The 23,390-nt window shown below is 57.9% G+C and carries 16 protein-coding genes; 5 read left to right on the top strand and 11 right to left on the bottom strand.

Annotation, left to right across the window (positions count from 1 at the left end):
* Positions 1–43: 43 nt before the first annotated feature.
* On the top strand, positions 44–979 hold the full coding sequence (locus tag J2741_RS07835; protein ID WP_209674576.1) for a hypothetical protein: 936 nt from the start codon (positions 44–46) through the stop codon (positions 977–979).
* A gap of 150 nt (positions 980–1,129) precedes the next feature.
* On the opposite strand, the gene J2741_RS07830 is transcribed toward J2741_RS07835, so the two are convergent.
* The 4 genes from J2741_RS07830 to J2741_RS07815 all read right to left on the bottom strand — a co-directional run bounded on the left by J2741_RS07830 (position 1,130) and on the right by J2741_RS07815 (position 5,497).
* A complete protein-coding gene (locus J2741_RS07830) occupies positions 1,130–1,390 on the bottom strand; it encodes a PEGA domain-containing protein (RefSeq protein WP_209674574.1) in 261 nt (86 codons plus the stop codon).
* Between the two features lie 30 nt (positions 1,391–1,420).
* Positions 1,421–3,499 (bottom strand): PEGA domain-containing protein, encoded by a 2,079-nt coding sequence (locus J2741_RS07825; RefSeq protein WP_209674572.1) that lies wholly within the window; start codon positions 3,497–3,499, stop codon positions 1,421–1,423.
* Between the two features lie 297 nt (positions 3,500–3,796).
* A complete protein-coding gene (locus tag J2741_RS07820) occupies positions 3,797–4,120 on the bottom strand; it encodes a type II toxin-antitoxin system PemK/MazF family toxin (protein ID WP_209674570.1) in 324 nt (107 codons plus the stop codon).
* A gap of 153 nt (positions 4,121–4,273) precedes the next feature.
* The gene (locus J2741_RS07815; protein WP_209674568.1) at positions 4,274–5,497 is read right to left on the bottom strand and encodes a hypothetical protein; all 1,224 of its coding nucleotides are present in this window, start codon (positions 5,495–5,497) and stop codon (positions 4,274–4,276) included.
* Positions 5,498–5,693: 196 nt separating this feature from the next.
* Here J2741_RS07815 and J2741_RS07810 point away from each other — a divergent pair, with 196 nt between their 5' ends.
* Entirely contained in the window at positions 5,694–6,182 is a 489-nt protein-coding gene (locus tag J2741_RS07810) for a hypothetical protein (protein ID WP_209674566.1), read from the top strand.
* Positions 6,183–6,260: 78 nt separating this feature from the next.
* On the opposite strand, the gene J2741_RS07805 is transcribed toward J2741_RS07810, so the two are convergent.
* Positions 6,261–7,925, bottom strand: a complete 1,665-nt coding sequence (locus tag J2741_RS07805; protein WP_342452270.1) for a histidine kinase N-terminal 7TM domain-containing protein — start codon at positions 7,923–7,925, stop codon at positions 6,261–6,263.
* Between the two features lie 395 nt (positions 7,926–8,320).
* Positions 8,321–8,887, bottom strand: a complete 567-nt coding sequence (locus tag J2741_RS07800; RefSeq protein WP_245249453.1) for an FUSC family protein — start codon at positions 8,885–8,887, stop codon at positions 8,321–8,323.
* A 418-nt stretch (positions 8,888–9,305) separates the two neighbouring features.
* On the opposite strand from J2741_RS07800, the gene J2741_RS07795 reads away from it, so the two are divergent.
* Complete coding sequence (locus J2741_RS07795) at positions 9,306–9,848, top strand: DUF308 domain-containing protein (RefSeq protein WP_209674562.1); 543 nt, start codon at positions 9,306–9,308, stop codon at positions 9,846–9,848.
* Positions 9,849–10,225: 377 nt separating this feature from the next.
* On the opposite strand, the gene J2741_RS07790 is transcribed toward J2741_RS07795, so the two are convergent.
* Together J2741_RS07790 and J2741_RS07785 are read right to left on the bottom strand one after the other, a co-directional pair.
* Positions 10,226–11,548, bottom strand: coding sequence for a chloride channel protein (locus J2741_RS07790; RefSeq protein ID WP_209674560.1), 1,323 nt, complete (start codon positions 11,546–11,548; stop codon positions 10,226–10,228).
* 445 nt (positions 11,549–11,993) lie between these two features.
* Positions 11,994–12,323, bottom strand: coding sequence for a hypothetical protein (locus J2741_RS07785; RefSeq protein WP_209674558.1), 330 nt, complete (start codon positions 12,321–12,323; stop codon positions 11,994–11,996).
* A 91-nt stretch (positions 12,324–12,414) separates the two neighbouring features.
* On the opposite strand from J2741_RS07785, the gene J2741_RS07780 reads away from it, so the two are divergent.
* Entirely contained in the window at positions 12,415–13,188 is a 774-nt protein-coding gene (locus J2741_RS07780) for a hypothetical protein (RefSeq protein ID WP_209674556.1), read from the top strand.
* Complete coding sequence (locus J2741_RS07775) at positions 13,185–14,405, top strand: hypothetical protein (protein ID WP_209674554.1); 1,221 nt, start codon at positions 13,185–13,187, stop codon at positions 14,403–14,405. The genes J2741_RS07780 and J2741_RS07775 overlap by 4 nt, the downstream gene beginning before the upstream one ends.
* 375 nt (positions 14,406–14,780) lie before the next feature.
* On the opposite strand, the gene J2741_RS13035 is transcribed toward J2741_RS07775, so the two are convergent.
* The 3 genes from J2741_RS13035 to J2741_RS07760 all read right to left on the bottom strand — a co-directional run bounded on the left by J2741_RS13035 (position 14,781) and on the right by J2741_RS07760 (position 22,964).
* Entirely contained in the window at positions 14,781–16,220 is a 1,440-nt protein-coding gene (locus tag J2741_RS13035; RefSeq protein ID WP_209674552.1) for a PKD domain-containing protein, read from the bottom strand.
* 400 nt (positions 16,221–16,620) lie between these two features.
* Entirely contained in the window at positions 16,621–21,897 is a 5,277-nt protein-coding gene (locus J2741_RS07765; protein WP_209674550.1) for a PAS domain S-box protein, read from the bottom strand.
* 83 nt (positions 21,898–21,980) lie between these two features.
* The gene (locus J2741_RS07760; protein WP_209674548.1) at positions 21,981–22,964 is read right to left on the bottom strand and encodes a DNA-3-methyladenine glycosylase family protein; all 984 of its coding nucleotides are present in this window, start codon (positions 22,962–22,964) and stop codon (positions 21,981–21,983) included.
* Positions 22,965–23,390: the final 426 nt, after the last annotated feature.

Below are 23,390 nucleotides of genomic sequence, written 5' to 3'. Positions count from 1 at the left end.
CTTAAAAACCAATGATTCTGAATCAACGAATTTTGGAGTTACCATGAAATTTACTTTATTTATGGCGGCCCTTCTTATGGGATCGCTGATGGCCGGCGTGGTCCTCGCCGACAGCGGCGAACCTGCGGTCCAGGAAACCCAGGGGTTTGTCACCAGCACCGCGATGCAGGTCTTCGGGACCGCCGCGGAGATCGACAGCATCGCGGTCGATATGAACGACGGGTACACGATTGCGTTCCCCCCGGCACCTCCCCTGCCACCGACCTCCGTGATCTACTCGAGCGCGTATTCTGAGAATACCCTCGCGGACCAGGGATTGGTGACGTACATGAAGAGCGCGGATTTCGATACCGCCGGAATGGCGGTACCGAACCAGTACAACCTGGTGACGGAAAAGCTGGTCGAATTCGTGGGAACCGGGACAGGGCGGATGACCTCGGAGGAGCAGGTAACTATGGACGGGGCGTCGACGGGCCAGGACGCACCGGACCTCACCCTTACCTGCCCCTTCGCGGCCGGGGATGAGGGCGGTTACAACCCTCCGTTCTGCAACATCGTGCAGGAAGGAAGTGTTGTGGACATCACGACGGGTTCGCTCTCGACGGCTACAAGGGAGCGGTTCATCATGATTGCAGTCCCCGATACGACACCAAGCAGTTACGGTATTGCATGGCCTTACCCCCTCGCGGACCCCGGGACGGAATCTGACTATTCCATTGCACTTACCGGGTTCGGCGATATTCCTGCATCCGGTTCTGCGACCGCATACATCTCTGCCCGTGTACAGGAGGGGAGAGACGTCATCATGGATGGAACGGGACCCTACGACGAGCGTTACCCCAAATCCGAAGATCTTGCATATTCAGAGTCCACCACGGTCTCCGGTGACATCACCCTCTTCGAAAAGAACATGAATTACCTGGGAAAACTGACCGGTACGGGACGTTATATCATCGACTTACCGCCTCTGCCGCCATAGGCGTATACCGGTTTTTCTTTTTTCAACGTCTTTTTTCCGGCGGATCCCGTGGTATAGCATTCTGAAGAGCGGTTCCTCCCCAGGCCCCGGGAGACCGGGCCACTTCCTGGATTGAACCCCGGAAACACCGTTATTGAAGGGGTCACCCGGTCAATGTCCGGAAAAATGGAGGAATGGGGCCTTTATTGCGATTGGGAGGGTGAGAGGGTGATATTCAATGGAGTTATGATTCCCCCCCAGGATGGAGATCTGGGCCAGGTAACGCTGGTATCCTTCCTTGTCACCTTCCACCGTGTGGACCGCCTGCGGGATCCCGGTGATCGTCAGCGGGGGAATCCCCCGGAGGACATCGTCGATGTATACCCCCGCCGCCGTGGGATTACCCGACACCTGGAGTGTCCCGGTCGCCATACCGGTCACCGTGGGTGTCGGGGTCGCGGTCTAGATCTCGGGGATCAGGGTCGCGATCACCGTCGTGGTCGATCCCCCCTGGACCTGGACCTGCGCCTCGTAGCTGTGGTACCCTTCCTTATCCACCTCTACCTTGTGGGTCCCGGCCGCGACTCCGTTCAGGAACAGCGGCGTCCTCCCCGCGAACGCATCATCCATCCTCACTGACGCGTTTGTCGGGGTGGAGAACACCTGCAGCATCCCCGTCGGGGTCACCGTCGTCGTCGTGGTAGGGGTTACTGTCGTCGGCCCCGTCGTCGGACTTGTGGTAGGAACGGTGGTAGTGGTTGTAGGGGTCGCGGTCTGGGTCTCGGGGATCAGGGTCGCGATCACCGTCGTGGTCGATCCCGCCTGGACCTGGACCAGGGTCTCATAGCTGTGGTACCCTTCTTTATCCACCTCTACCTTGTGGGTCCCGGCAGCAACTCCGTTCAGGAACAGCGGTGTCTTCCCTACGAACACATTATCCACCATCACCGACGCGTTTGTCGGAGTGGAGAACACCTGCAGCATCCCCGTCGGGGTCACCGTCGTTGTCGTGGTGGGGGTTACGGTCGTCGGGGCAGTTGTCGGAACAGTCGTAGTCGCCGTCGTGGTGGGCTCCGTGGTCGGGGACGTCGTCGGGGTGGTCGTCGTCGGCCCCGTCGTCGGACTTGTGGTAGGAACGGTGGTGGTGGTCGTCGGGGTCGCGGTCTGGGTCTCGGGGATCAGGGTCGCGATCACCGTCGTGGTCGATCCCGCCTGGACCTGGACCTGCGCCTCATAACTGTGGAACCCTTCTTTATCCACCTCTACCTTATGGGTCCCGGCCGCGACTCCGTTCAGGAACAGCGGCGTCTTCCCTACGAACACATTATCCACCCTCACCGACGCGTTTGTCGGAGTGGAGAACACCTGCAGCGTCCCCGTCGGGGTCACCGTGGTCGTCGTGGTAGGGGTTACGGTCGTCGGAGTCGTTGTCGGAACGGTCGTAGTCGCCGTCGTGGTGGGCTCCGTGGTCGGGGACGTCGTGGGGATCGTGGTCGTGGGGCTGGTAGTCGGCGTGAAGGTGGGCGGAGGCGTGAGCGTTATTGTGGGAGTCGGGGTGGGGGTCTCGGGGATCAGGGTCGCGATGAGCGTGGTCGTCGACCCCGCCTGGACAGTGACCTGCGTCTCGTAGCTATGGTACCCTTCCTTATCCACCTCTACCTTGTGGGTCCCGGCCGCGACTCCGTTCAGGAACAGCGGCGTCTTCCCTACGAACACATTATCCACCCTCACCGATGCATTTGTCGGAGTGGAGAACACCTGCAGCGTCCCCGTCGGGGTCACCGTCGTCGTCGTGGTGGGGGTTACCGTCGTCGGAGTCGTTGTTGGAACTGTTGTAGTCGCCGTCGTGGTGGGCTCCGTGGTCGGGGACGTCGTGGGGATCGTAGTCGTGGGGCTGGTAGTCGGTACGGTCGTGATCGGTGTGGTGGCGGGGGTCTCAGGGACGAGGTTGGCGATCACGGTGGTGGTCGATCCCGACTGGACGGTGACCTGGACCTCGTAGCTATGGTACCCGTCCTTATCCACTTCCACCTTATGCGTACCAGCTGTTATACCGGAACGGATGAGAGGAGTCCTCCCCACGAACACGTTGTCAACCATGACCGCGGCATTGGTCGGGGTGGAGAATACCGACAGGGAGCCGGTAAGGACAGGCGTGATGGTGGGAGTAGGCGTGATCGTGGTGGGAGTGGGAGTTATGGTGGTGGTCGGGGTGACGGTAGGTGTCACGGTGGGGCCGAGGGGAACAAGTATCGCCGAAACGGAGGTCGTCTGCCTGAAATGCACATATGCCTGGGTCCCCCAGTCCTGGTATCCCGTCTTCCTGAGGACCACGTCGTGATACCCGAGCGTCAGGTTCGTGACTGTCGCGGGAGTGAGTCCCGCCTGTTCACCATCAATAAAGATCGTGGCCCCCGCAGGTGTCGAACTTATCTGGAGTGATCCTTCCAGGATGAACGGAGGTGCCGATGCGGCCGGCTGGACGGCCAGAATCCCGATACAGAGGATTGTCAGTATCAGGGCAATTGAATAGGTTTTCATCTATATCACATTCCTTATGCCACCTCCACCGTCCTCCAATCTGATAAACATTTCGTCACGGTAAAAGAGTATTAATTATTACCCGAAACGGTAATCTGACCATTAATTACCGGTTATTTTTGAAATTACGAACTACCGTGGCAGGCAGGGATCAGTGCGTGCCCCCTCGGTCATGGAACAAAAAGAGACTGTTCCGTGCCGGAGTCGGGAAGAAGCCTCCTGTCACCCGGGAGATGCACTCCGAACGTCCGGGCCGCCCCCCTGTCCCTGAGGCTCGACCTTTATTTCGGGTTCATTTCATTGCTTTTCAGGAAACAGCTTTTCCATCGCTTCTTTCCGTAATTTTCCCTTTTTCCCGATGACATCCCAGGTGTGGACCCTGCAGAGTCCGGCGGTGATGACATAACTCTCCCCGAAGATGTCCAGGCCCCCCTCGCTGAAATCATCCAGTACCAGGGGCTCTGAAGGGGCGTCAAACGAGGGCCTGGATGAGACCGGGCTCACCACCAGTTCGCCGCGGTCTCCGGTCCTGACCACCACCGCCGGCCTCACCTTCCGCTCCCCCTTCCCCTGCAGCTGCAGCGATATAAGGACGACATCGCCCCGAAAATACTGGCTCATGGTTCGTTCAATAGGATATACAGGGCCGAACCCGATAAAAATTCTTCAACGCTTCCTGAGCGTACCGGCGGCGGGATCAGTTTTCCTGATTCATCCCGTCCATCAGATATTCTCCTCATCCGACCCCACGCGGAAAAATAAAGAGAGAATTCACTATCCCGCGACCGGGGTGCGGGTCCCCCGTGTCGCGAGAAACGGCGTTACCTGTTGCGGATTTCCGACGGTGTTCGTCCGGGTCGCAGTGAGAGAGACCGCTCCTCCCGGTCCGCCGGCCATCGAGAAACCGGGCTGGAGCAGGAAAGAGTCCCCTTTAACCGAAACCGTCTCGCGGTTCCATCCCGAGCGGGTCCTGATGGCATAGAGGATCGACGTGACCTGGTCTTCGGCGTCCTGGACTGCGTAACTTACCCCCACGATCCCGTTCCCGCTCGCCACCACGGTCGCATAATCGCGAAGGTTTCCACTCGCAACCGTATCTTGCTGCCATCCGGCCCGACCCCGGGTGAAATACACCACTTCTTCGTAGTAATTACCGGGGATGACTCTATAAAACGCGATATGCGGGGTACCCAGGAGATCGAGGACGAACCCTGAGAACCGTCCCGAATAGTTCTGGTCGATCACCTCAATCCCCCATTCTCCCTGGTTTCGCGAGGCGTACCGTTTCTCCCGGCTGTAGTACGTGGGAAGATAGGTGTAGAGCACTCTTGGCTCCCCGTTCCGATCGAGCTGCAATATCGGCCATGAAGAGTCGTCAGGGTCGATCTGCTCCGTATGCCAGGTATTACCGTCTTTTGAGGCATACATCAAACTTCCTTCAGGGAACGACGAATACACTATCCGGGGAGCCCCCTGGATGTTTACCGCGATGGACGCGTCCCCGTAGGTCTGCCCGATTGTATCGGTAAGGTTCTCGATATGCCAGCCGAACCGGTCTTTATGGGCGTATTTCAACGCATAATCTGCCGTGACACCGTTTATCAGGTACCCATAAATGATGTGCGGCTGGCCGAACGGATCCGTGGTGATTTGTGGTGTGCTCAACACAGCCGACTGGTCATCCACCACCTCTTTCTTCCATCCTCCGAGATCCCGGGTGAAATAGACCAGGCTGCTGCTGAATTCGCTCCTTGACTCTGTTGAAGCAATATGAGGCGTACCGTGTGTATCGACCGCAAGCGAGAATGAATATCCGTATTCCCCGGTCCCGTCGATATCCCGGGACTCCCACCCCACGAGCGCCTGACCGGCTCCCGGGTCGGGTACCTGGACTGCTGCCCCGGCAGGTCCCGCGCTGCAGAGCGTGGGAGCGATGCACACCACTATCAGAATGACCGTTACAAATACCGGAATTATCCTCCTCTTCCTTACCCTCATGGGCTCCTCACCCGTTCCCGGAAGGGGGGAGGGAAACATGAAATAGATATCGATTTTTTAGCAGGACCTATCCTGAAATTCCCCATTTATACTTTCCTTTTTTTATTTTGAAGAATAATCAGGACTTCCCGGGGAGAATACGCCTAATAATGGGCCAAAAAGAATATATCCAAAAGAATACTCCGGAGTACATTATATGGTACGGTGCCGGGAATGCGGATGGGAATACGGGGAGTGGCAGGGGCAGTGCCCCCAGTGCGGTGCACCGCTCCTGAAGCGGCATCGGCCGCTTACCCGTTTCCTCGCCGGTGTGGGGGTCCTGGTGATCATCGTCGCGGGATTCGGGATCTTCACCGGATCCTTCCCCGGGACCGGCGGGGGAGGGTACCTCCCGGCCAGCCCGGGAATCGTGGTGACCGTGGCCCCGCCGCCGTGTGAGGTGCGGAACATTCAAGTACTTGCGGTGCCACGACCCGGAGGGAATATCGACCTCATTGTGCAGGGAGGGGACCTCGCGATCACCGGAACCCTGGAAGTCCTGGTGGACGGTGAACCGGTGGGAGTCCTGGAACCCCGGGTAGGCGCGATGATGACAGTATCCGGGGCGGAGAGGTCCGGCACGCTCGCGGTGATCGCCAACTCCACCTGCGGCCGGGAGACTCTGGTCTTCCAGAAGAACCTGTAATTTTCCACGACCGATACACAGGATTTCGAATCGCCAGGTCATAGGGTGCCCCATCTCTGCAAGGCCGGCATTCCGGTCTTATTCAGAAATACCGGCGATCCGAAACGATCCTTCTGGCACCGCGATCTCGAACCGTGCTCCCTTCCCGAAGGTCCCGGTCTCCCTGATTTGCATCCCGGTGATGGAGAGGATCTCGCGTGCGAGGAAGAGACCGAGACCGGATCCTCTTCCGAATCCTCTGCGGAAGATGGTCTCTTTCAGGTCCGGGGAGATCCCCACCCCGTCGTCTTCTACATACCAGGTCAGCCCTTCGGGGCCCGTCGAGTACCGCACCCTGACGAAGGTGAGGCGCTCACCGTATTTGAGGGCGTTCTCGACGAGGTTGTGGAGCACCTTCTCGAGCAGCGGGTCGGCATAGATGAACACCCCGTTCACCCCGGACTCTATTCTCACGCTGCCGGGAGAAATCCCGGCCAATGCCCTCCTGAGGGCTTCTCCGAGGTCCTGCCACGCCGGCTCACGGACCCCCATGTCCTGGTAATCCCTGGTGAACTCCACCTGCTCCTGCAGGATCCTGGCCGACTTCTCTGCATCGGTGAGGATTCCCGATATTTTCTTGTCCCCCTCAAGGGTCCTCGCATATTCGAGGTTCATGAGCAGGGCGGTGAGCGTATTGAGCATATCGTGTCGCGTAACATCGTTGAGCAGGTTCAGTTTCTGGTTCGCCATCAGCAACGCGGTCTGCGCCCGGTGCCTTGCATTGATGTTATGGAGGATCACAAGGCGACCGCTCGTGATCTCGCGGCCGGGGCTGAGCGGCATGCAGCTCACCTCGTAGAGCTCCCCCGACTCCTTCCTGGGAAGCGCAATCTCACATTCCGTCCGGATCTCCGCCTTGCACCCGAGAAACTCGTGTGACAGCCCGGGGATCAGGTCCTGGACGGAGCGACCGATAGCATCTTTAGTCTGGATCCCGAGCATCCCCGCCGCGGCGGGATTGATATTCACCACCAGGTCCTGCTCGTTGGTGACGAACACCCCGTCGGTCATGTGGTTGAACAGATAGGAGTAGGCGACGGGCGAGAGGGAAAAGAGTCGTAACCGGGTGATGGCGGTGATGAGAATCACCCCGGTAAGAATGAATATCACCGGTGTTGTGTCGAACCCGGTAACAGGTCCCGCCTTGAAGACCCTCAACAGGTTCGCCAGGAAGGGAACGCCTACCGCGATGATCAGCAGGACAATCTGGAGGCGGAAGAGGGCGGGCGATCCGGGGTAACGGCTCGCAAGGAGGGCGATCCCCGCTACGATCAGGCCGTACGAATACAGGGCATGGATGAGAAAAAGCGGCCCGTACGAATAGACCCACGTTATTCCCGAAGTGGTGACCACCGCGGTTGCCGACGAGTAAAAGAGGTGGTGGTACTGGTTGGTGACCACGAGGGTCAGAGTGAGGAGGGGGACTACGAACAGGGCGATCACCGTGGAGGTGTTTACCCGCTTTCCTTTCCCGGTATACACCAGCACAAACATGAACCACGCCACCGGGACCGTCACCACTCCGATGTAGGCGAGCACCACAAAGAGATAATTCAGGGCGAACTCCGGGCTCGCTACCTCCCCGGCATATGCTCCGGCCCAGAGGGTCGCAGCGCCAAGGTAGAGGATGACCGCCCGGCCTTCCTTCAGGTGGCGGTACTGCCAGGCAATTACTGTAAGGACCGCAAGGACTGCGGTGGCGATACACAGGGGAAGAAAATACGGAGAATATTGCAGAATCGTATGGTGGTACCCCCTGGATGTGATGCTCTTAAGCTCGGTCGTACTCTTGAATATGACGGTATCAAGCTTTTCTTTTCATCCGGGAGCGGTCCCGGGCTGTCAAATAAAAAATGCAGATGCGGGCCGTTTTTTTAATTTTTCCCGTTTTTGTTTGACATTCCTGCTTATTGACGTTCTTGGGGAGTGTCATCCCGTGTAAAATAATTTGACTTTTTTTAAAAAAAACTGGCAGGGTATTTCAAAAAAATTCACCGTGAGTCTGCCTTGACTGCGAACGCTCGGGAATTCAACAAAACATTCTCACCAGATATTCGCGAATGACCGGAATGCGGTCCTATGCCATCGCATACACTCTGTTACGACTGCCGTCCTGCCCCCGAAGAGCCGGTCGGCCGGGTCACGTACGGCCATATCCAGACCACTGCCACCGCAACGACACTCCCGATGATCACCTCGATGAACCGCGTGGCGGCGTTCACAAGAGGGCTGATCTCAGGGTTCATGCCCGATACCACCATCACTACCCCCACGGTCAGTGCGGCGAGGCGGGCGTGACCGGGAATTCCGATGCCCTGGCAGATGAGTACGGTCACTCCGATCAGGATCGCCATCCCCAACGGGCTGAAAGGGAGAAATACAAGATATATCGCGCTGATTATCGCTCCTGCCAGTGACCCGAGGATACGGAGCCAGGCACTGTCGAGCGTGGTCTTCCGGGTCTCCTGCATGACCACGATCCCGGATATCATTGCCCAGAGCGACCCGATAAGGGCAAGATCGGCCGTACCCTCCATGGCTATGGTCACGTTAGAAGCGGCAACGTATGACAGGAATGCCACGAGGGCGTACTGGACTGCGGTGTGGACAGGGCCGAGGACCTTTTCCACCACCTCTCCCCTTGCTGCAGCGGTCGGTTCTCCCAAAATAATCACCGGTCAAGGAATAGGGGCTTGTACCCCTATATACACCGCGATCCGGATTGAAACGACCCCGGACATCCCGGGACATTCGCCGGGCATCGGATGGATCCTGCTCACAGGGCCTGGGTCTCATTCCCGGGCAGGGAATGACTGCGAGAATCTCTTCGTGTGGCACACCGCGAATCACGCGGTTGAAAATGAAAAACGCCCCCTGAAGGGAACTATGGGAGCGAACAGTCTTTTTTGACCGGGAATCCGGGCGGCGGCCTTGATGAGTCCTTCATGCCGGCCCCACGTTAAAAAAAGTGATGATAGAACTCCGATTCTTATTAGCGGGAGAGTATCCCCTGATTTTTGCGAAAGGTTAATATGTTGAAGCCTGATTATTGACTATACCGCAAAAGGTAACGAGGTTGTGTTAATGGAAGAAACCGTGGGTGCCGAAGGCGCCCGTATGATGCAGTTCATTCCCTGGTGGCTCGTCCTTATCCAGGGAATCATCCTCCTGATTATCGGAGGATATCTCATCGCGTATCCGCTCCAGACGTTGTTCGTGCTGTTGATATTCCTCGGCGCGTACTGGTTCGTGAGCGGTATTTTCGGAATTATCAGCGCGGCGATGACGAAACAGGATGTCGCGTGGAAAGTGGTGCTCGGAATTCTCGGTATCATCGCCGGGCTGATCATACTGACCTATCCGTACTACAGCACGATTCTCATCCTCCCGCTGCTTGCCATCGTGATTGGGGTCTGGGGCCTGTTTATGGGATTCGTCTACCTCTTCCGGGGCTTTGCGACCAAGGACTGGGGAGCGGTGATCCTCGGTATCATCGGGATCATCCTGGGTATCATCATCCTCGGAAACACGCTGGTCACCGCGATTCTCCTCCCCTACATTATGGGTGGATTCGCCATCCTCGGCGGAATCGTGGCCATCATAGGCTCGTTCATGATGAGAAAATAATCCTTTTTTTGACGTTTCCGTAAAAATCCGGAAGCTCAACTACTGCTATTACAATCCGGGTGCGAAAGCGGTTCGACGATATCGCGCCGGGACTGCCGCAGATGGCGAAAGCGTCAGCCTCCGGTATGTCATAACATGCAGGATTTTCAAAAAAGTCATGAAATAGTCTTTATTCACGTTTCTGCGCCCGGCAGCCGGGTTCTGCCGATCCTGCACAGGAATCGCCTCATGCCGCTTCCCGGCAGGACCCGGCCCGACCCCACCATATGTGCCCTGTCGACCCGACGGGCTCGGATCCGCCTGAAAAACCACTTCAAAAATACATAAACGTCATCGCGAGAACCTTGGGATCGGGAAAAATATTGCGCCCTGCCCGCTCATTCCCCCGGTGCCTCCTCGCCTCCGGCACCCCGTTTCTCCCGGAACCGCGTGAGTGCCTGCATGAGGATCATCGCAGTTACCGCAGAAAGGGCAAGCAAGGCAACCGTATGAGGATCGGCGGCCCCTACGACCGCGACCAGGAGGATCGCCGTGAGCGGCGCCCCCAGGGCAAGGGTAATGGCGGCCACTTCGATGCACAGGACCAGGATAGAGACCGGGACTCCGGGGAACACGAGGGATAGGGCAAGCCCGATCATCGTGGAGGAGAAAAGGATCGGGAAGATTGGTCCGCCAAGATACCCGCCCTTGAACGAGACCGCGAGGAGCAGGATCTTCAGCAGCGCAAAGAGAAGCAGCATCGCAACCCCGAACAGCGCCGGGTTATCGATCAGGGTACGGACCTGGATCTCCCCGGAGAACATTACCTCCGGGAAGATGTAGCATACCACGGCGATGATCGCTCCCGCTCCCAGGATCCTGAGCATAATTTTTTCCCCGAAAACCCGGTCGAATAACTTGCCGGCACCCTTCATGGAAATCCCCATAAAGATGGCAATCAGGGCCCCGAGCACTCCGAGAAGGAACGCATCGAGGATATAGACCAGGTGAAGATCTCCAATGGGTGAAAACGGGATCGCCTGGGCGAATGCGGGAAGCCCGATGGCGGCGTAAAACATGTACCCGATGGCGCCCGCGAGCAGGTTCCAGGTGAGAAAACGCAGCGCGTTCTTTTTCCCACCCACCTGGAACTCGGTCGCGAAGATACCGGTGAACAGGACGCTTCCTATAATGCCGTTGAATGCGGACGCCATGGCCGCGACGTCGAAACCGAGTGCATCCCCTGCCGAATGAACCGCGAATTTCAGCTTCTGCCTGGTGAAGCTCGCAATATCACCGACGAGGACCGCGATAGTCCCCTCCGGGCCGATGCTGGCCCCTGAAAGGAGCGAGAAGATCGAGGAAAGGAACGCCCCGGGAAAGGTCCGGTAGTTGATCTCCGCACCCTCCCCCTTGAGAGATTCCACGAAACTGCCGTTGATTTCGTTGGGGGCATGGAGATATTTCTGGCAGAGCCCGACTGCGAGCGAGAATATCATAACTCCCACAGGAATGGTCCACCGGTTCGCGGCGACAAAATCGTTATCAAACCAGATGAGGTTGTTCAATGCGCCGTAGAGGGTCAGGAACGCAGCGGTAAAGGCGATGGCGATGAGAGCGATGAGAATAATGTGCCATAATTTTGATCCGGTTCCCTCCGGGTGCTTGTCTTCATCCCCTTCTTTTATGGCCGGGCCCGAACATACTTCTGTTTCCTGCATCTTTTCAATCCCTCCTTCCACCAAATATCATCCCGCTACAGGAGAAATTCATTGATGATTACATCCAATGAATGCGTGGATAAAGATTGGGTTTTTTTCCGGGTTCAGTACTGAATATCCGGTAGGGCGGTCCACACATCCCTACCCGCAAAACGATGACCCTTATCATCAGGATATTCCCCATTGCACCATGCGGTGAAGGTTATCCGGAAGGTACCTCTTCCGGAGGCGGCTCGCTCCTGAATGCCCCGGGGTCGAAATGGGGAAACCGCCCCCGGCCCGATCATGACCTATGCACCTGGGTTCCGGGGATCCCGCTCCCAAGGGCGATAACGCTCCTACGGTGATGAATAATCTACTTTTCCACGCCATATTTCACCCCGGAAGCCTGTTAATTCTTTTATTCGCCCTCATTTCAAGTTTTATCCGCCTTTGCATGCCACACTTAACCCCTGCCCCAGATACCTTGTTCAAAAGTAGTTAACTCAACTTCACCCGGCGGAGCTCTTTGCAGAAATTCGAGTGCAATAACCTTCCCTATTTTCAGGGTATTTCCAGTGCAAATTTTTCCACTGGAAATACAATGTTTTCCGCTCTCAATTAGTATATAAAGATGATAAAATCGTTTTTTTTCGGAAAAGTTATATACAAAAAAGGCGGAATCTGATGGCCGAAGACTCGGCAGGAGGGGGAGAAATCCTTTGAGAAGATCCCTTAACTTAGTAGTGATAACTATCGTTCTAATCTTCGGGATTGCAGCGGTATGCGCTGACACTCCCGTGCCGGCAACACCCGAAACTCAGGGGTTTGTAACCGGTACTGCAATCGCGGTCGCGGGAACAGCGACCGAAAACGACATATATACCTTGCAGATTTCGAACATCGCCCTGGACGGTGCGCCGCTTCAGGTCGATGCCCTGAATTTCGGCCCGTACGTCGGAGTTGTGCACATACCCATCCTCGATCCCCTGTTCGGTGACGGGAACGTGCTGGGTGAAGTACAGTATGCCGTCGCATATTCCGAGAGCACGGTCGCGGACCAGGGACTGGTTTCATATACAAAGAACACCGGACTGGATACCTCAAACCAGGTTGTAGACAACAGGAACCTTCAGACCTCAAAGATCGTTGAGTTCGTTGGGTTTGACACAGGGCGGGCCGTCTCCTCGGAGAGCCTTGTTGTAGACGGAGCAGGTGAGTTCGGCCTGGCGGAATCGCAGTTCATCTGTCCCTTCGCCGCAGATCAGATCGACCTGACCCCGGAGTACTGCAACATCGTAGAGATGGGGAGCGACGTGGACATGACCCTGATGTCCCTGGTGACCGACAGTTCCGAACGTCATATCGCCGCGAGTTCCGATGTTCCGGTCGCAGCAGACTATGACATCAAGGTAACCGGGTTCGGTGACATCCCGGCGATGGGTTCAGCCTCTGCGTTCATCGATACGCACCTCCAGGAAGGGAGGACCGCGTATGTAATGACGATCCCGATCCACGTACTGGACGAGGATTACTCCGTTGACCTCTACAGCGTCGGGAAAGGGGAAGATGTGGTGTACAGTGAAATGTCCACGGCATCCGGCGAGATCACCCTGTTCCAGAAGGCGATGTCCTACCAGTCGGGAGTGAGGCGAGTATGAAGAAGTGTGTCGCGGGACTCGTTCTTACCCTGATGCTCCTTCTCGCAGGAGTGGTTTCTGCGCAGACCTATGACTGTTACGGGAGCAACCAGAACGGTGAATGGGCCGGGACCCTCTACATGGGAGAGAACGGCGAGGTCGGACTCTCCATCGTCGGGGTTGTCGGCGGGACATTTTCCGCCGATGGTCCTGTAAACTCCCCGCAGAATAGCCTCGGGTCCTCGGGTTCACCCGTGCTTTCCCAGCAGTATACCATCGATGCCGAGAACGGCCAGGGATTTGCGTCATGCACCCTCGATGATGCCCAGGGGAACCATGCGGATACCTACGTGAACGTGTACAACGGCGTAGTGAACACCGAACAGGAGGTCGGGTTCTACGGGAAAGACTCCGGGGTGTACTCATCCCAGGAGATCTGTCACTCCGAGGCAGACCTGATCCAGGCCGAGACCGCATCTGAGTCGGCGAACGGTGACTGGGCCGAGGTGGAAGCATACGCAAGCGGCACCATCAGATGGCTGGACCAGTATGCCGGCACAAAGTCGTGGGGCGGCGTCCTTGAAACCGGTCAACTCGGGACTTCCACCTCGTCTTCCGGTTCGGTCGCGTATGCAAACCAGGAAGGTATGATCGGTGGCAGATGCGACTCCGCAGACTGGGCCGCCGTTGAGGCGACCGCCATGGATGAGGACGGCTGCATTTCCCTGGTCTCTACCGAGGTCTTCAACGGGACCCTGAAGTTCGACCAGCATGCAAAAGCGAAGACTATTGAAGGGTCCTTAAAAGGAACACTGGGAGTGAACGGCTTCTCGGGCAGCGAGCTCGAAGCAGAACAGTGCGTGGACCTGAAAGGGACCTCCGGGACCGTAGAGTCGTTCTCTGCCGATTCCACCGGAGTGATTTATTCACAGGTGCTGGCAAACTTCACCAACGGACCCCACTGCGGCGGATGGATCCCCACCGGTTCGCTGGAGGCGAAATCCTGGGCAGAACTGGAGAATGACAATTACGATACCGATACGGAGGCAGGTCTCGTGATCGACCCGTCGTGCCGTCACAGCACCCTGGACGATTTCGGTATCTATGCCGAAGCCGGGAATGCCTTAGGGATCGATTCGGACAGCAGGGATGGCTGTTGCCGGAAAGACTATCTGGCAATCGCAAAAAGTGATGATGACTGGAACTTCGCGAAAGTGTTCAGGATCCATCATTACTAACCACTTTTTTACCGGTTATCATATCTGTTTTCTCGTGATCTCCCGGGATTCAGGTTCGCACGGCCATGGAGATCCAGCCTGACATTTTCAGGAAGCGCCTCCGATCGGTACAATGACAGGCAGATCGGGAACTGTACAGGGGAACCCTTTCTGCGAGAAGAAATTCCCGGGAAGATGCGCCCGTGCGTGCCACACCGGCATTTTTTACCGACCCGGTTCGTGCGTACCGGACGGAAGGAGCAAAAACAGGCTGTTATGGGCCGGTCCCAAGGGGTGAGGATTTGGGGTCGGGTTCATCGGTCAATACCCGAATGTCTCCCGGATTCACAGGACCTTCGTACCGGCCGGTCGAAAAATGAGGTGGCGGAAATTAGTTCAGCCCCCGAGCGGGGTTGTACAGAACCCGTAGAGGGTGTCGGAGTTTTCCATTACGACCCAGTACCCCTTGAACGGCAGGATATCGGGAATGGTCATCCCCCGGGCATACCCCCATCCCGGCTGGTTGTTCCCCGGGCTGATCACGATGATGTAACCGGTCCCTCCCCCGGAGGTCTCGTTGATGCTTATCAGGGCCTGGTTTAGCGGTATCGCCGGGAACGTCCCGTTCTCGTAGAACGGCGACGACCCGATGAGGTTTGGCCCTTCGTTGAGCACCCGGGAGGGCGGGGAGGTCACTCCTGTGGACGGCGAGAGATACGCAGTGGCCGAACCGTCCACATTCACGTAGAGGGCGTCGAGCGGGGAGAGGGTGTCAGACCCCGAAGGGATGTACCAGTACCCGTTCCACCCGAGCACCGACCTGATCTGGGGCTGTCCCCTGATGTCCAGGATTGTTTCCAGGGTGGACTCCTCCCACTGGGTCTCGAAGGGGGTGGAGAGAAGGTTCCATCCGTTCCCGAGCGGGACCTCGAAGGTCTCGACCGGGACCAGCTCCGCATAGAGGTCCACGGTCTCGTCCTTGGCGGGCCGGTCCGTGATCGCAGCGGTGAACGGCTCGTACCCCGGCTTTTCAACCGTATAATCGAAGAACGGGGTGCAGGTCAGGCAGACCTGGACCAGGAGGGTCCCGTTCTCGATGCTTCCCACATAGGAATCCCCGAAATATACTCGTGCCCCGTCGACATTACAGTGGACGAGGTAATACCCCTTGTCGCCACCGATTACAATTGGGGCCCATGCTGTGATGAAATCATCCTTTGTTGAGGAATATGAGTCGTTACCGCAAAATATGGTGAGCGATACATTGTAACTCCCCTCCAGTTCGTAGGTATGCGCCGGATTCTCATCCGTGGAGGTCGTATTGTCACCGAAATCCCAGAGGACCGAGTCATGGGTGCTCACGTCCGTCTGCGTGAAATTCACCTCGAGAGGGATGAACCCCGACTGCGGCTCGGCATCGAACTGCAGGGTAGGACGGGCGGTGATGAACATTTTCGCGAAGTTCGCCTGGATGGTGTGGTTCTCCGAAACATCAGTGAAGGTATAAGTCACCGGCTGGAGCGAGGGCTCCCCGAAACTGTACGGCTGCCCGTCTACCGTAAAGTTCCATACCACGTACCGGGTCCCTGCACCCCAGCAGTTGACATTCCCGGGATCGGGAGTGGCGATGAAACTCTGGTTTTCGCCTGCGGCGACAGCAATACTCCCGGCAGGGTCGATCGAACCGTCCGGTCCTGCAGTAGCCGTGATCGTATAGGTCGCCGATTCGTTGCCCTCATCTTCCAGGATCTCCGCTCCTGCACCGGCAGTCAGGATCGCCATGCAGATCAACAGGGCGATTGCCGGAAGGAGGTATCCGCATCTGGTTTTTTCCATTTTGCCACCTGTATAATAAGATCCGGATGCTGAAGCCTCATAAAACTATCTGTTTCCGGAAGCAGCAGTGCAGCGAATATGGCTTGACAATTGCGGGGTGGAAAACGGCATTTTGTTTCGGGGTTTGGATCCCCGGCGTATACAAGTGACAGGGAGATAAAAGTGGCCCTGTGTTCCCAGGCTTCAGCCAGGGGAAATATCCGGCAAAATTCCTGGGTTTTCAGAACCGCTCGGGTCTGATCCGTAAACGTGATTGATTCGTGCCTTCCGGGCGGATTCGACTCTCATATCCGGAATATCCCTCAACAGCACTGCCGGCTCACCCGCCGTCGATCCAGACTTCGGGCGGAATTATACCTGTTGAGATCGCGGGAATAGAAATCCGGGTCCCGTCCCTGTTTTACTGCTTCTCCTGCTCTTCCCGCTCCGCTTCACCATACAGGTGGTGGTGGAGCTGGAGAAACCGTCTGACCTTGTCGGATTCTATCCAGCCCCGGTCCAGTTCGGTGATGATATCGTCGATCTCTTTCGCCGCCCGGATGATCTTTTCGTTCGTCCGGCCCCCGCCCATATCGGCGAGTCCCACGATCACCGAGAGCGGGTTCCTGATGGAGTCGTTCAGAATTGCCATCTGTTCCAGGTTCCTCGCGATCTGGGCGATGGCGGACGCGATCCGCTCCTCGGCCTCCTTCTGCTCGGTGATATCCTGGCTGGTGCCGATCACCCTCACCGGGTTACCCTGCCCGTCCGTGATCGTCCTGATACGGAAGTGCACAATTTTTATGGAGCCATCCTGACGGATGATCCCGTGTTCAAGGTCCCGCTCCCCACCGTCACGGATTACCTCCTCCATTGCCGCCCGTACCCTCTCCCGGTCCTCGGGGACGATAAACCTGATGAACTCCTCGGGGCTTGCCGGCACCTGTTCGGGCGTGATCCCCACGATCTTCGAGAGCTCGTCCGACCACACCAGGGTACCCTCAGGGATGTTATACTCGAGGCTCCCCACGTGGGCGAGCGACTGGGCCTCCACGAGCTGGTGCTGGCGGGTGCGGAGGTCCTGTTCGGCACTCCTCCGCTGGATCAGTTCCCAGAACGTGTTCCCGAGCGTGGTGAGCGCCCCCACGTCCTCTTCGGTGTACGGCCCCTCCTTGTTCGCGACCGCGACCACCGTCCTTATGCGATTCCCTTCGAATACCGGCACCGCCATGAAGCGGAGTATGGGCACATGGCCCTCGGGATATCCTTTTTTTCCCTCGTAGGCGGGATAGTCGTTCACCACGATCGCCCTCCTGCTCCGGATGCATTCGGCCCATATCCCGGCCGTTGCGACAGGATAGTGGAGCGGCACCCGTGATACGGCACATTTGGGCATGGTCCCCTTCGACCAGGCGTGAATGGAGAGCACGGACTCGTCCTCGCTGACCAGACCGAGGAATCCGAACCTGCTCCCGGTGATCCTGATTCCCCCTTCCAGGGCACTATTCCGTATATCGTCCTCCGGGGCTTCCGCGAGGGCGTGGATCTCCAGCAGGGCACGGACCCTCGCATTCTGTAACTCGCGTTCGGTTTCAATCCTCTTCTGCTCGGTCACGTCCGTGAGGATCCCGGTCAGCCCGGTTACCGTGGTCCCCCCGTCCTCATAGACGGCGTTGCTCATCGCGGAAAGGACGTGAATACCCCCCTGCCGATCGTAACCCCGGAATTCCACACGGACATTCCGTCCTTTAAGGCTTTCCTGGTACACCTTTGCGAGCGCCTCCCGGTCTTCCGGCACGACGTAGTCCATGAACGGCCGGCCGATCACCTCTTCCGGAAGGTACCCGAGCATCTCCCGTATCGCCGGGCTGAAATAGGTGATGAGTCCGGTGGTGTCCACGGTATAGATCACCTCCGCGATGTTCTCCACCAGGTTCCGGTAGTTTTCCTCGCTCTGGGCGAGTGCGGCCACCGCCGCCCTCTCCCGTTCCCAGACCTCCAGGTGGTGAAGGGCGAATCCGAGATCATGGGCCACCTCCGAGAATATCTCCTCCTCTTCGGGATCGATCGAGAGCCCACCGGGGAGCACCGCCGAGATCACCCCGTATATCACTCCTTCCGCCCGGAGCCCGCTTACCAGTATGTCCTTCCCCAGCCCCCGGAGCGGGCACCCGTTACATTCCGGGGTGTTTTCGAGGACGTGGACTACCCCGGAATGGTCCCGTGCCTCCCCGACACATGCGGGGAACCGGCCTTCGGCGATCCAACGCCGGAACTCCTGCTCGCATTCCTCCATACCTGCACTGCTCAGGTGGAGGGGCCGGCCGGTCGGGTCCTGGATCAGGATCCATACCTGGGAATACCCCCGTTCCTGGACGAGTGACACCGCTACCCTGTCCATCAGCGTATCGCGGTCCGATGCCTCCGTGATCAGCCGGTTGACCGAGCGGATGGTCATGAGCACGCGGTTCAGGTGGGCAAGGCTCTCCCGGGCGTTCTGCTGCGCCGTGATATCCTCGAAGGTGGTGTAAACCCCGGACGGTCGTTCCTCTCCGGGTTCTATCAGCGGGACGGAATTGACCATCAGCCAGTTGAACTGCCCGCGTTCAGGGTTGAATATCCCCAGCATCTCCTTCGAGGGTTCTCCGGAACGGAGGGTACGCATCGCCGGCTGCTCCTCCAGGGGGAAGACGGCCCCGTCCTCGCGTACCGCCTGCCACCGCGGGTCCATGGGTTTCCTGCCCTGCATCTGGTCGATGGAAAGCCCGAGGATTCGTTCGGCCGCCGGGTTGGCGAAAAGGACCTTTCCGTAACGGTCCTGGTAGATCACCCCTTCCGTCATCGTCTCGTAGAGGGTGCGGAACCGTTTTTCGCTCTCGGCGAGCATATCCTCGGCGTTCTTCCGGTCCGTGACGTCCATGGAAAGGATGAAAATTCCTTCCGGGACGGGCTGGATACTCAGTTCGAACCAGCCCGACCCCCCGCCGGGATACACGAACTTATTGACGATCCGCGTCTGGACCCGGTCTTTCATGCAGTGGTTCAGAACCTCGAACAGTTCGGTATGCTCTATCCCCGGATACGCATCCATCATCCGCTCACCGAGCAGTTCCTCCCGAGTCCGCCTGCCCTGCAGGGCGACCGCTTCGTTCACGTACCGGTAGCGCCAGTCGAAGTCGATGATCTGGCACCCTTCCATCATGGTGTCGAGGACGTTATGGTAGCGCTCTTCTGTCGCCTTTCGCGCTTCTTCTGCCTCCTTCTGCTCACTTATGTCAGAGACTACTCCATAGAGTCCCTGGGGGGTTCCGTCGGGACCGGCGATGATCCGGCTCCTGGTCCGAAACCAGATCAGGGAACCGTCCGGCCTGACAAGCCGGAACTCGACGTGCATTGAGTGGCCTGCCAGAGTCTCCCGGAACGCCTCGTTTATCGCCGGAATATCTCCGGGATACACGAACTCGACATACGGGTGCCCGACGATCTCTTCGGGTGTATACCCGGTCACCTGCTTCACCACCGGGCTGATGTAGGTGACGACTCCCCGGGTGTCGAGCGAGATGATGATATCGTTGATGTTCTCCACCAGGTCGCGGTAGTTTTCTTCGCTCGTTTTTAATGCCGCTTCGGCTTCTTTCCGGGTGGTGATATCGGAAATTATTCCCTGGTAATGAGTGATCGTCCCCTTGTCGTCCCTCCGTATCCAGGTCCAGTCCTCCACCCACCTGATCTCCCTTCCGGAGGTAAGGATCCGGTATTCCTGGGTGAAATGGGTTCGTCCTGGTTCGGCGCTGTACCGGCCGATCTCAGAGGTCACCCGGGAGAGGTCTTCGGGAAGAATAATGGTCGAATAGGGGATCCGGCCGGAAGTAAAGTCATCGGGTGAGTATCCGAAATATTCTATATTGGCGGATACGTACTCCACCGGCCATCCTTCGACCGCCCTCCACAGGAAGGCGACTGCAGGGCTGTTCCGGACGATGAAGTCGAGTTCGCTGATGTCGTCGTAGGCCTGTTTAAGCGCCCTCTCCTCCTCTTTTCTCGCGGTAATATCGAGGAGCGACGCGACGCTCTTCCTCGTGCCCGGGATGATGTCGACAGTGAGGAGAATATCCCTGACCTCACCGTTCCCCCTTAAAAACCGGAATTCATACTGCCTGAGGGCCTGTTCCGGGTTCTCCCTGCGGAGCATATGCTGGTTTTTCATCCTGTCCAGATCTTCGGGCAGGACAAACTCGGTCCAGTGTTTCTTTCCCTCCAGCGCCTCGCGGGGAAACCCGCTCAATCGGACGAACTCGCTGTTCGCCAGGCTGATAGTGGTGTCGCCCTCAAGCACCACCATCGCGGTACCGGTCGTCTCAAAGACGGTACGATACTTCTTCTCGCTCTCCCGCAGTTCCGAAAGAAGGAGCATGGAAGAGAGCCCGTCGGCGAGCCTTCTGCCGATCTCGGTGAACAAACGCTGTTCCTTGTTGGTCCAGGCATGGGGGTGGGTACAGTGATGCAGCCCGAAGATCCATGCCTTCCCTCTCCGGGGATGGAGCGCCATGATGATCTGGGACCTGATGGAGAACCGGTCTCCGAGAGGAACTGCCCGGGCGCTCGTGGGGTCGAATATCACCGGGCCCTCGGTCCTAAGCGCGTCCCTGAACGCGTCCGCAACATCGGGGGTGACCGCGATCTCCGCGTCGGGAGAGAAGTCTAATGCCCACTCTTCCCGGGACCGGATCATCGGGACACGGAACGAGCCGGCCTCCGGGTCTCCCGGGTAGAGAAGCCAGGCCCGGTCGCTCTCGAGGATTTCCCGTGCGAGGTCGAGGACCCGCGTTATCATCCGGTCTGGATCTGCCTCTTTGCGGATGATCTCCTCAATTTTTTCCAGATCCTCAAGATAGAGAATATACTCGGAAGAGATGGATTCCGCCCGTTTCTGCTCGGTGATATCGACCCCGATGACGATGAACCTCGCTTCACCATGAACAGGGAGCATGCGGGTATTCCAGGAGATGGTCTTTTTCTCTCCGTCCCTGCATACGATGGTGGCCTCCAGATTGGAAAGGAAGTCCTTCTCCCCGATAATTCGGGTAATATTCGAGGTCATCACCCGCCTGTACTCCGGGTCCGGGTAGAGTTTCTTCCAGATATCGTTCTTCCCGACCACGTCTGTCGCAGGGTACCCGCTGATGCGCTCCGCCGCCTTGTTCCACAGGAGGACCGTCCCGTTCGCGCCGAGCACGGTGAGCCATACCTGTGCGTTCATCATGCTGCTCTCCAGGAGATCGGCGACATCCCGCAGTTCGTCCCTGCTCCGGGACAGTTGTTCGGAGAGCAGTGCGACGAGGACCGCGACCACGATGAAAAAAAATACCCGTATACCTGCCCCCCAGATCTCCACTATGTTTCCGGGCATGAAGAGCGCCGTAAGCGCGAGATACACGAGGCTCAGGAGCACCGACAGGAACACCCCGGTTCTCCGGTAATAAAACGCGAGGAGGACGATGGGGATATAGTAGAGCTGGGCGAACACCGTGGTCACGCCGAGAGAGAGGGAGTAAAGGGTGACCGCGAGGGTGATCACGACGCTGAGAAGTATCAGCGCCTCCCAGATCCGGCCGGTGATCCCGAAGACCGGCCGGCCCCTGTCGGTGAGCACGCCGAACCGCTCTCCCGCGTATTCCCGCCCTTCAGGGTCAGCCAAACCCCCACCTCATATACTGTGCCATAGACCTCCGGTTATAAATTGCTACCGGTGAAAAAAATGCCCGAATTTTAGGGTTTTTTTCAGGTTATCCTGGAGAGTTTGTATGTTTTGGCGAGGTTCGGGAGATCGTTTGCCACGTACACGAAGGCCATCCAGCTCCACTCTCCCCACCTCGCAGTAAGTTCCGTTACCACGCGGGGGATCTCCTTACGGGGGTGTTCCGGTGTCGCCCCGAGGAAGAGCTCCGAGAGGAACATCACGGACCAGGTATCCACCGGGAGGGAGCTCCCCCCGAGAATGATCCCCGCGGAATATGGACCGATGCCCGGAATGTCCCTCACCATCCTTTCGGCTTGGTCCGGGGGGAGCCGGGAGAGCTCCCTCATGGAAAGGGGGTGCTCTGCCAGGTAGTGCGCCGCCTGCACCAGCCGTTCCGCCCGGTACCCGAGTTTTGCCTTCCCACGGAGCTCTCCAGGATCGACCCCGGCAATCTTCCGGGCGGTAGGCCAGAGGGTCACCGCTTTATCATCAAATTCGAGGGCCGTGCCGTAAAGATCCAGCACCGCCTGCATCATCTGGTTGCTCCTGGTCATGGGCGCCATCTGGAGAAGGATCGCGAGTATGGTGTCCCCGAAGATGTCGTCGAACATCCCTACCCGCATCCCGTAGAGGTCGTCGACAGTGGCAGAGAGAACGGGATCATCCCGGGCGAACCGGTAGAACCCGGCAAGGTCCTCCCCTGCGCCGAGGCCCGTCCCTACCTGGGCTTGTAACTCCCCGAGTGTCCCTGAGTCAAGGGATTCCTCACAGAATACACGGACATTTACCCCCGATGTCCCCGACTGCATCTTCAGGCCGACCGGGACGTCCCCGATACGGATCCCGCTCCAAAGGACTCCGTCCTCGAACGTCTCTTTCGGAGTGGCCCAGTGCCACCCCGCGGGCTTGGCAACAGTGAGCGGAAAATCGAACGGCTCGGGGATCCGGAGCCTGAACTGATGACGCATGGAGAGGTGCATGCGGTTCCTGTGGCACTCCCTGGTATAAAGGGTACGGGCACGCATAGTGTGACCCTGCACCAGATGCTCGTGCTGGTGATTCCCTGTCTGCCCCAGTCCGGAGCATCCCCAATCCATACCATCGGGCCCGGATGGGATGGGGAAACCTCGCCACGGCTCGTGAAAGGAAAAAGACCTGAAAAATATGGCGATGTGTGTGGAGGAGAAACGCGGGCATAACCGGGAGGTCTCGTGGGGGGGATTGCACTCCCCCGGGCACTGAAGTGAGTATCCGCGTTTCCCCTCTATCCTGTTCCGGGACTTACTGAATATCCGTGGGGCGGGAAGGGGAAGACAAAAAGCCTTCCCAGCAGGATTTCATGAAAAACCCGATCTCCTGCCGCCGGAGCCTCATGATGGAGTCCCGGACCATTGTACAAAAGATATGAGCAGACCATATATCAATTTGTTGAACTTGTCGGTTCATTCAGG

This window comes from Methanolinea mesophila, from assembly GCF_017873855.1.
Taxonomy (GTDB): Archaea; Halobacteriota; Methanomicrobia; order Methanomicrobiales; family Methanospirillaceae; genus Methanolinea_B; species Methanolinea_B mesophila.
This window is presented reverse-complemented; position numbering and strand designations above follow the sequence as displayed.

What these genes read in the sequence shown, in the direction of transcription:
- J2741_RS07835 (WP_209674576.1), top strand. Translation starts at nt 44, where the DNA reads ATGAAATTTACTTTATTTATGGCGGCCCTTCTTATGGGATCGCTGATG.
- J2741_RS07830 (WP_209674574.1), bottom strand. Translation starts at nt 1,390, where the DNA reads ATGGCGACCGGGACACTCCAGGTGTCGGGTAATCCCACGGCGGCGGGG.
- J2741_RS07825 (WP_209674572.1), bottom strand. Translation starts at nt 3,499, where the DNA reads ATGAAAACCTATTCAATTGCCCTGATACTGACAATCCTCTGTATCGGG.
- J2741_RS07820 (WP_209674570.1), bottom strand. Translation starts at nt 4,120, where the DNA reads ATGAGCCAGTATTTTCGGGGCGATGTCGTCCTTATATCGCTGCAGCTG.
- J2741_RS07815 (WP_209674568.1), bottom strand. Translation starts at nt 5,497, where the DNA reads ATGAGGGTAAGGAAGAGGAGGATAATTCCGGTATTTGTAACGGTCATT.
- J2741_RS07810 (WP_209674566.1), top strand. Translation starts at nt 5,694, where the DNA reads ATGGTACGGTGCCGGGAATGCGGATGGGAATACGGGGAGTGGCAGGGG.
- J2741_RS07795 (WP_209674562.1), top strand. Translation starts at nt 9,306, where the DNA reads ATGGAAGAAACCGTGGGTGCCGAAGGCGCCCGTATGATGCAGTTCATT.
- J2741_RS07790 (WP_209674560.1), bottom strand. Translation starts at nt 11,548, where the DNA reads ATGCAGGAAACAGAAGTATGTTCGGGCCCGGCCATAAAAGAAGGGGAT.
- J2741_RS07775 (WP_209674554.1), top strand. Translation starts at nt 13,185, where the DNA reads ATGAAGAAGTGTGTCGCGGGACTCGTTCTTACCCTGATGCTCCTTCTC.
- J2741_RS13035 (WP_209674552.1), bottom strand. Translation starts at nt 16,220, where the DNA reads ATGGAAAAAACCAGATGCGGATACCTCCTTCCGGCAATCGCCCTGTTG.
- J2741_RS07760 (WP_209674548.1), bottom strand. Translation starts at nt 22,964, where the DNA reads ATGCGTGCCCGTACCCTTTATACCAGGGAGTGCCACAGGAACCGCATG.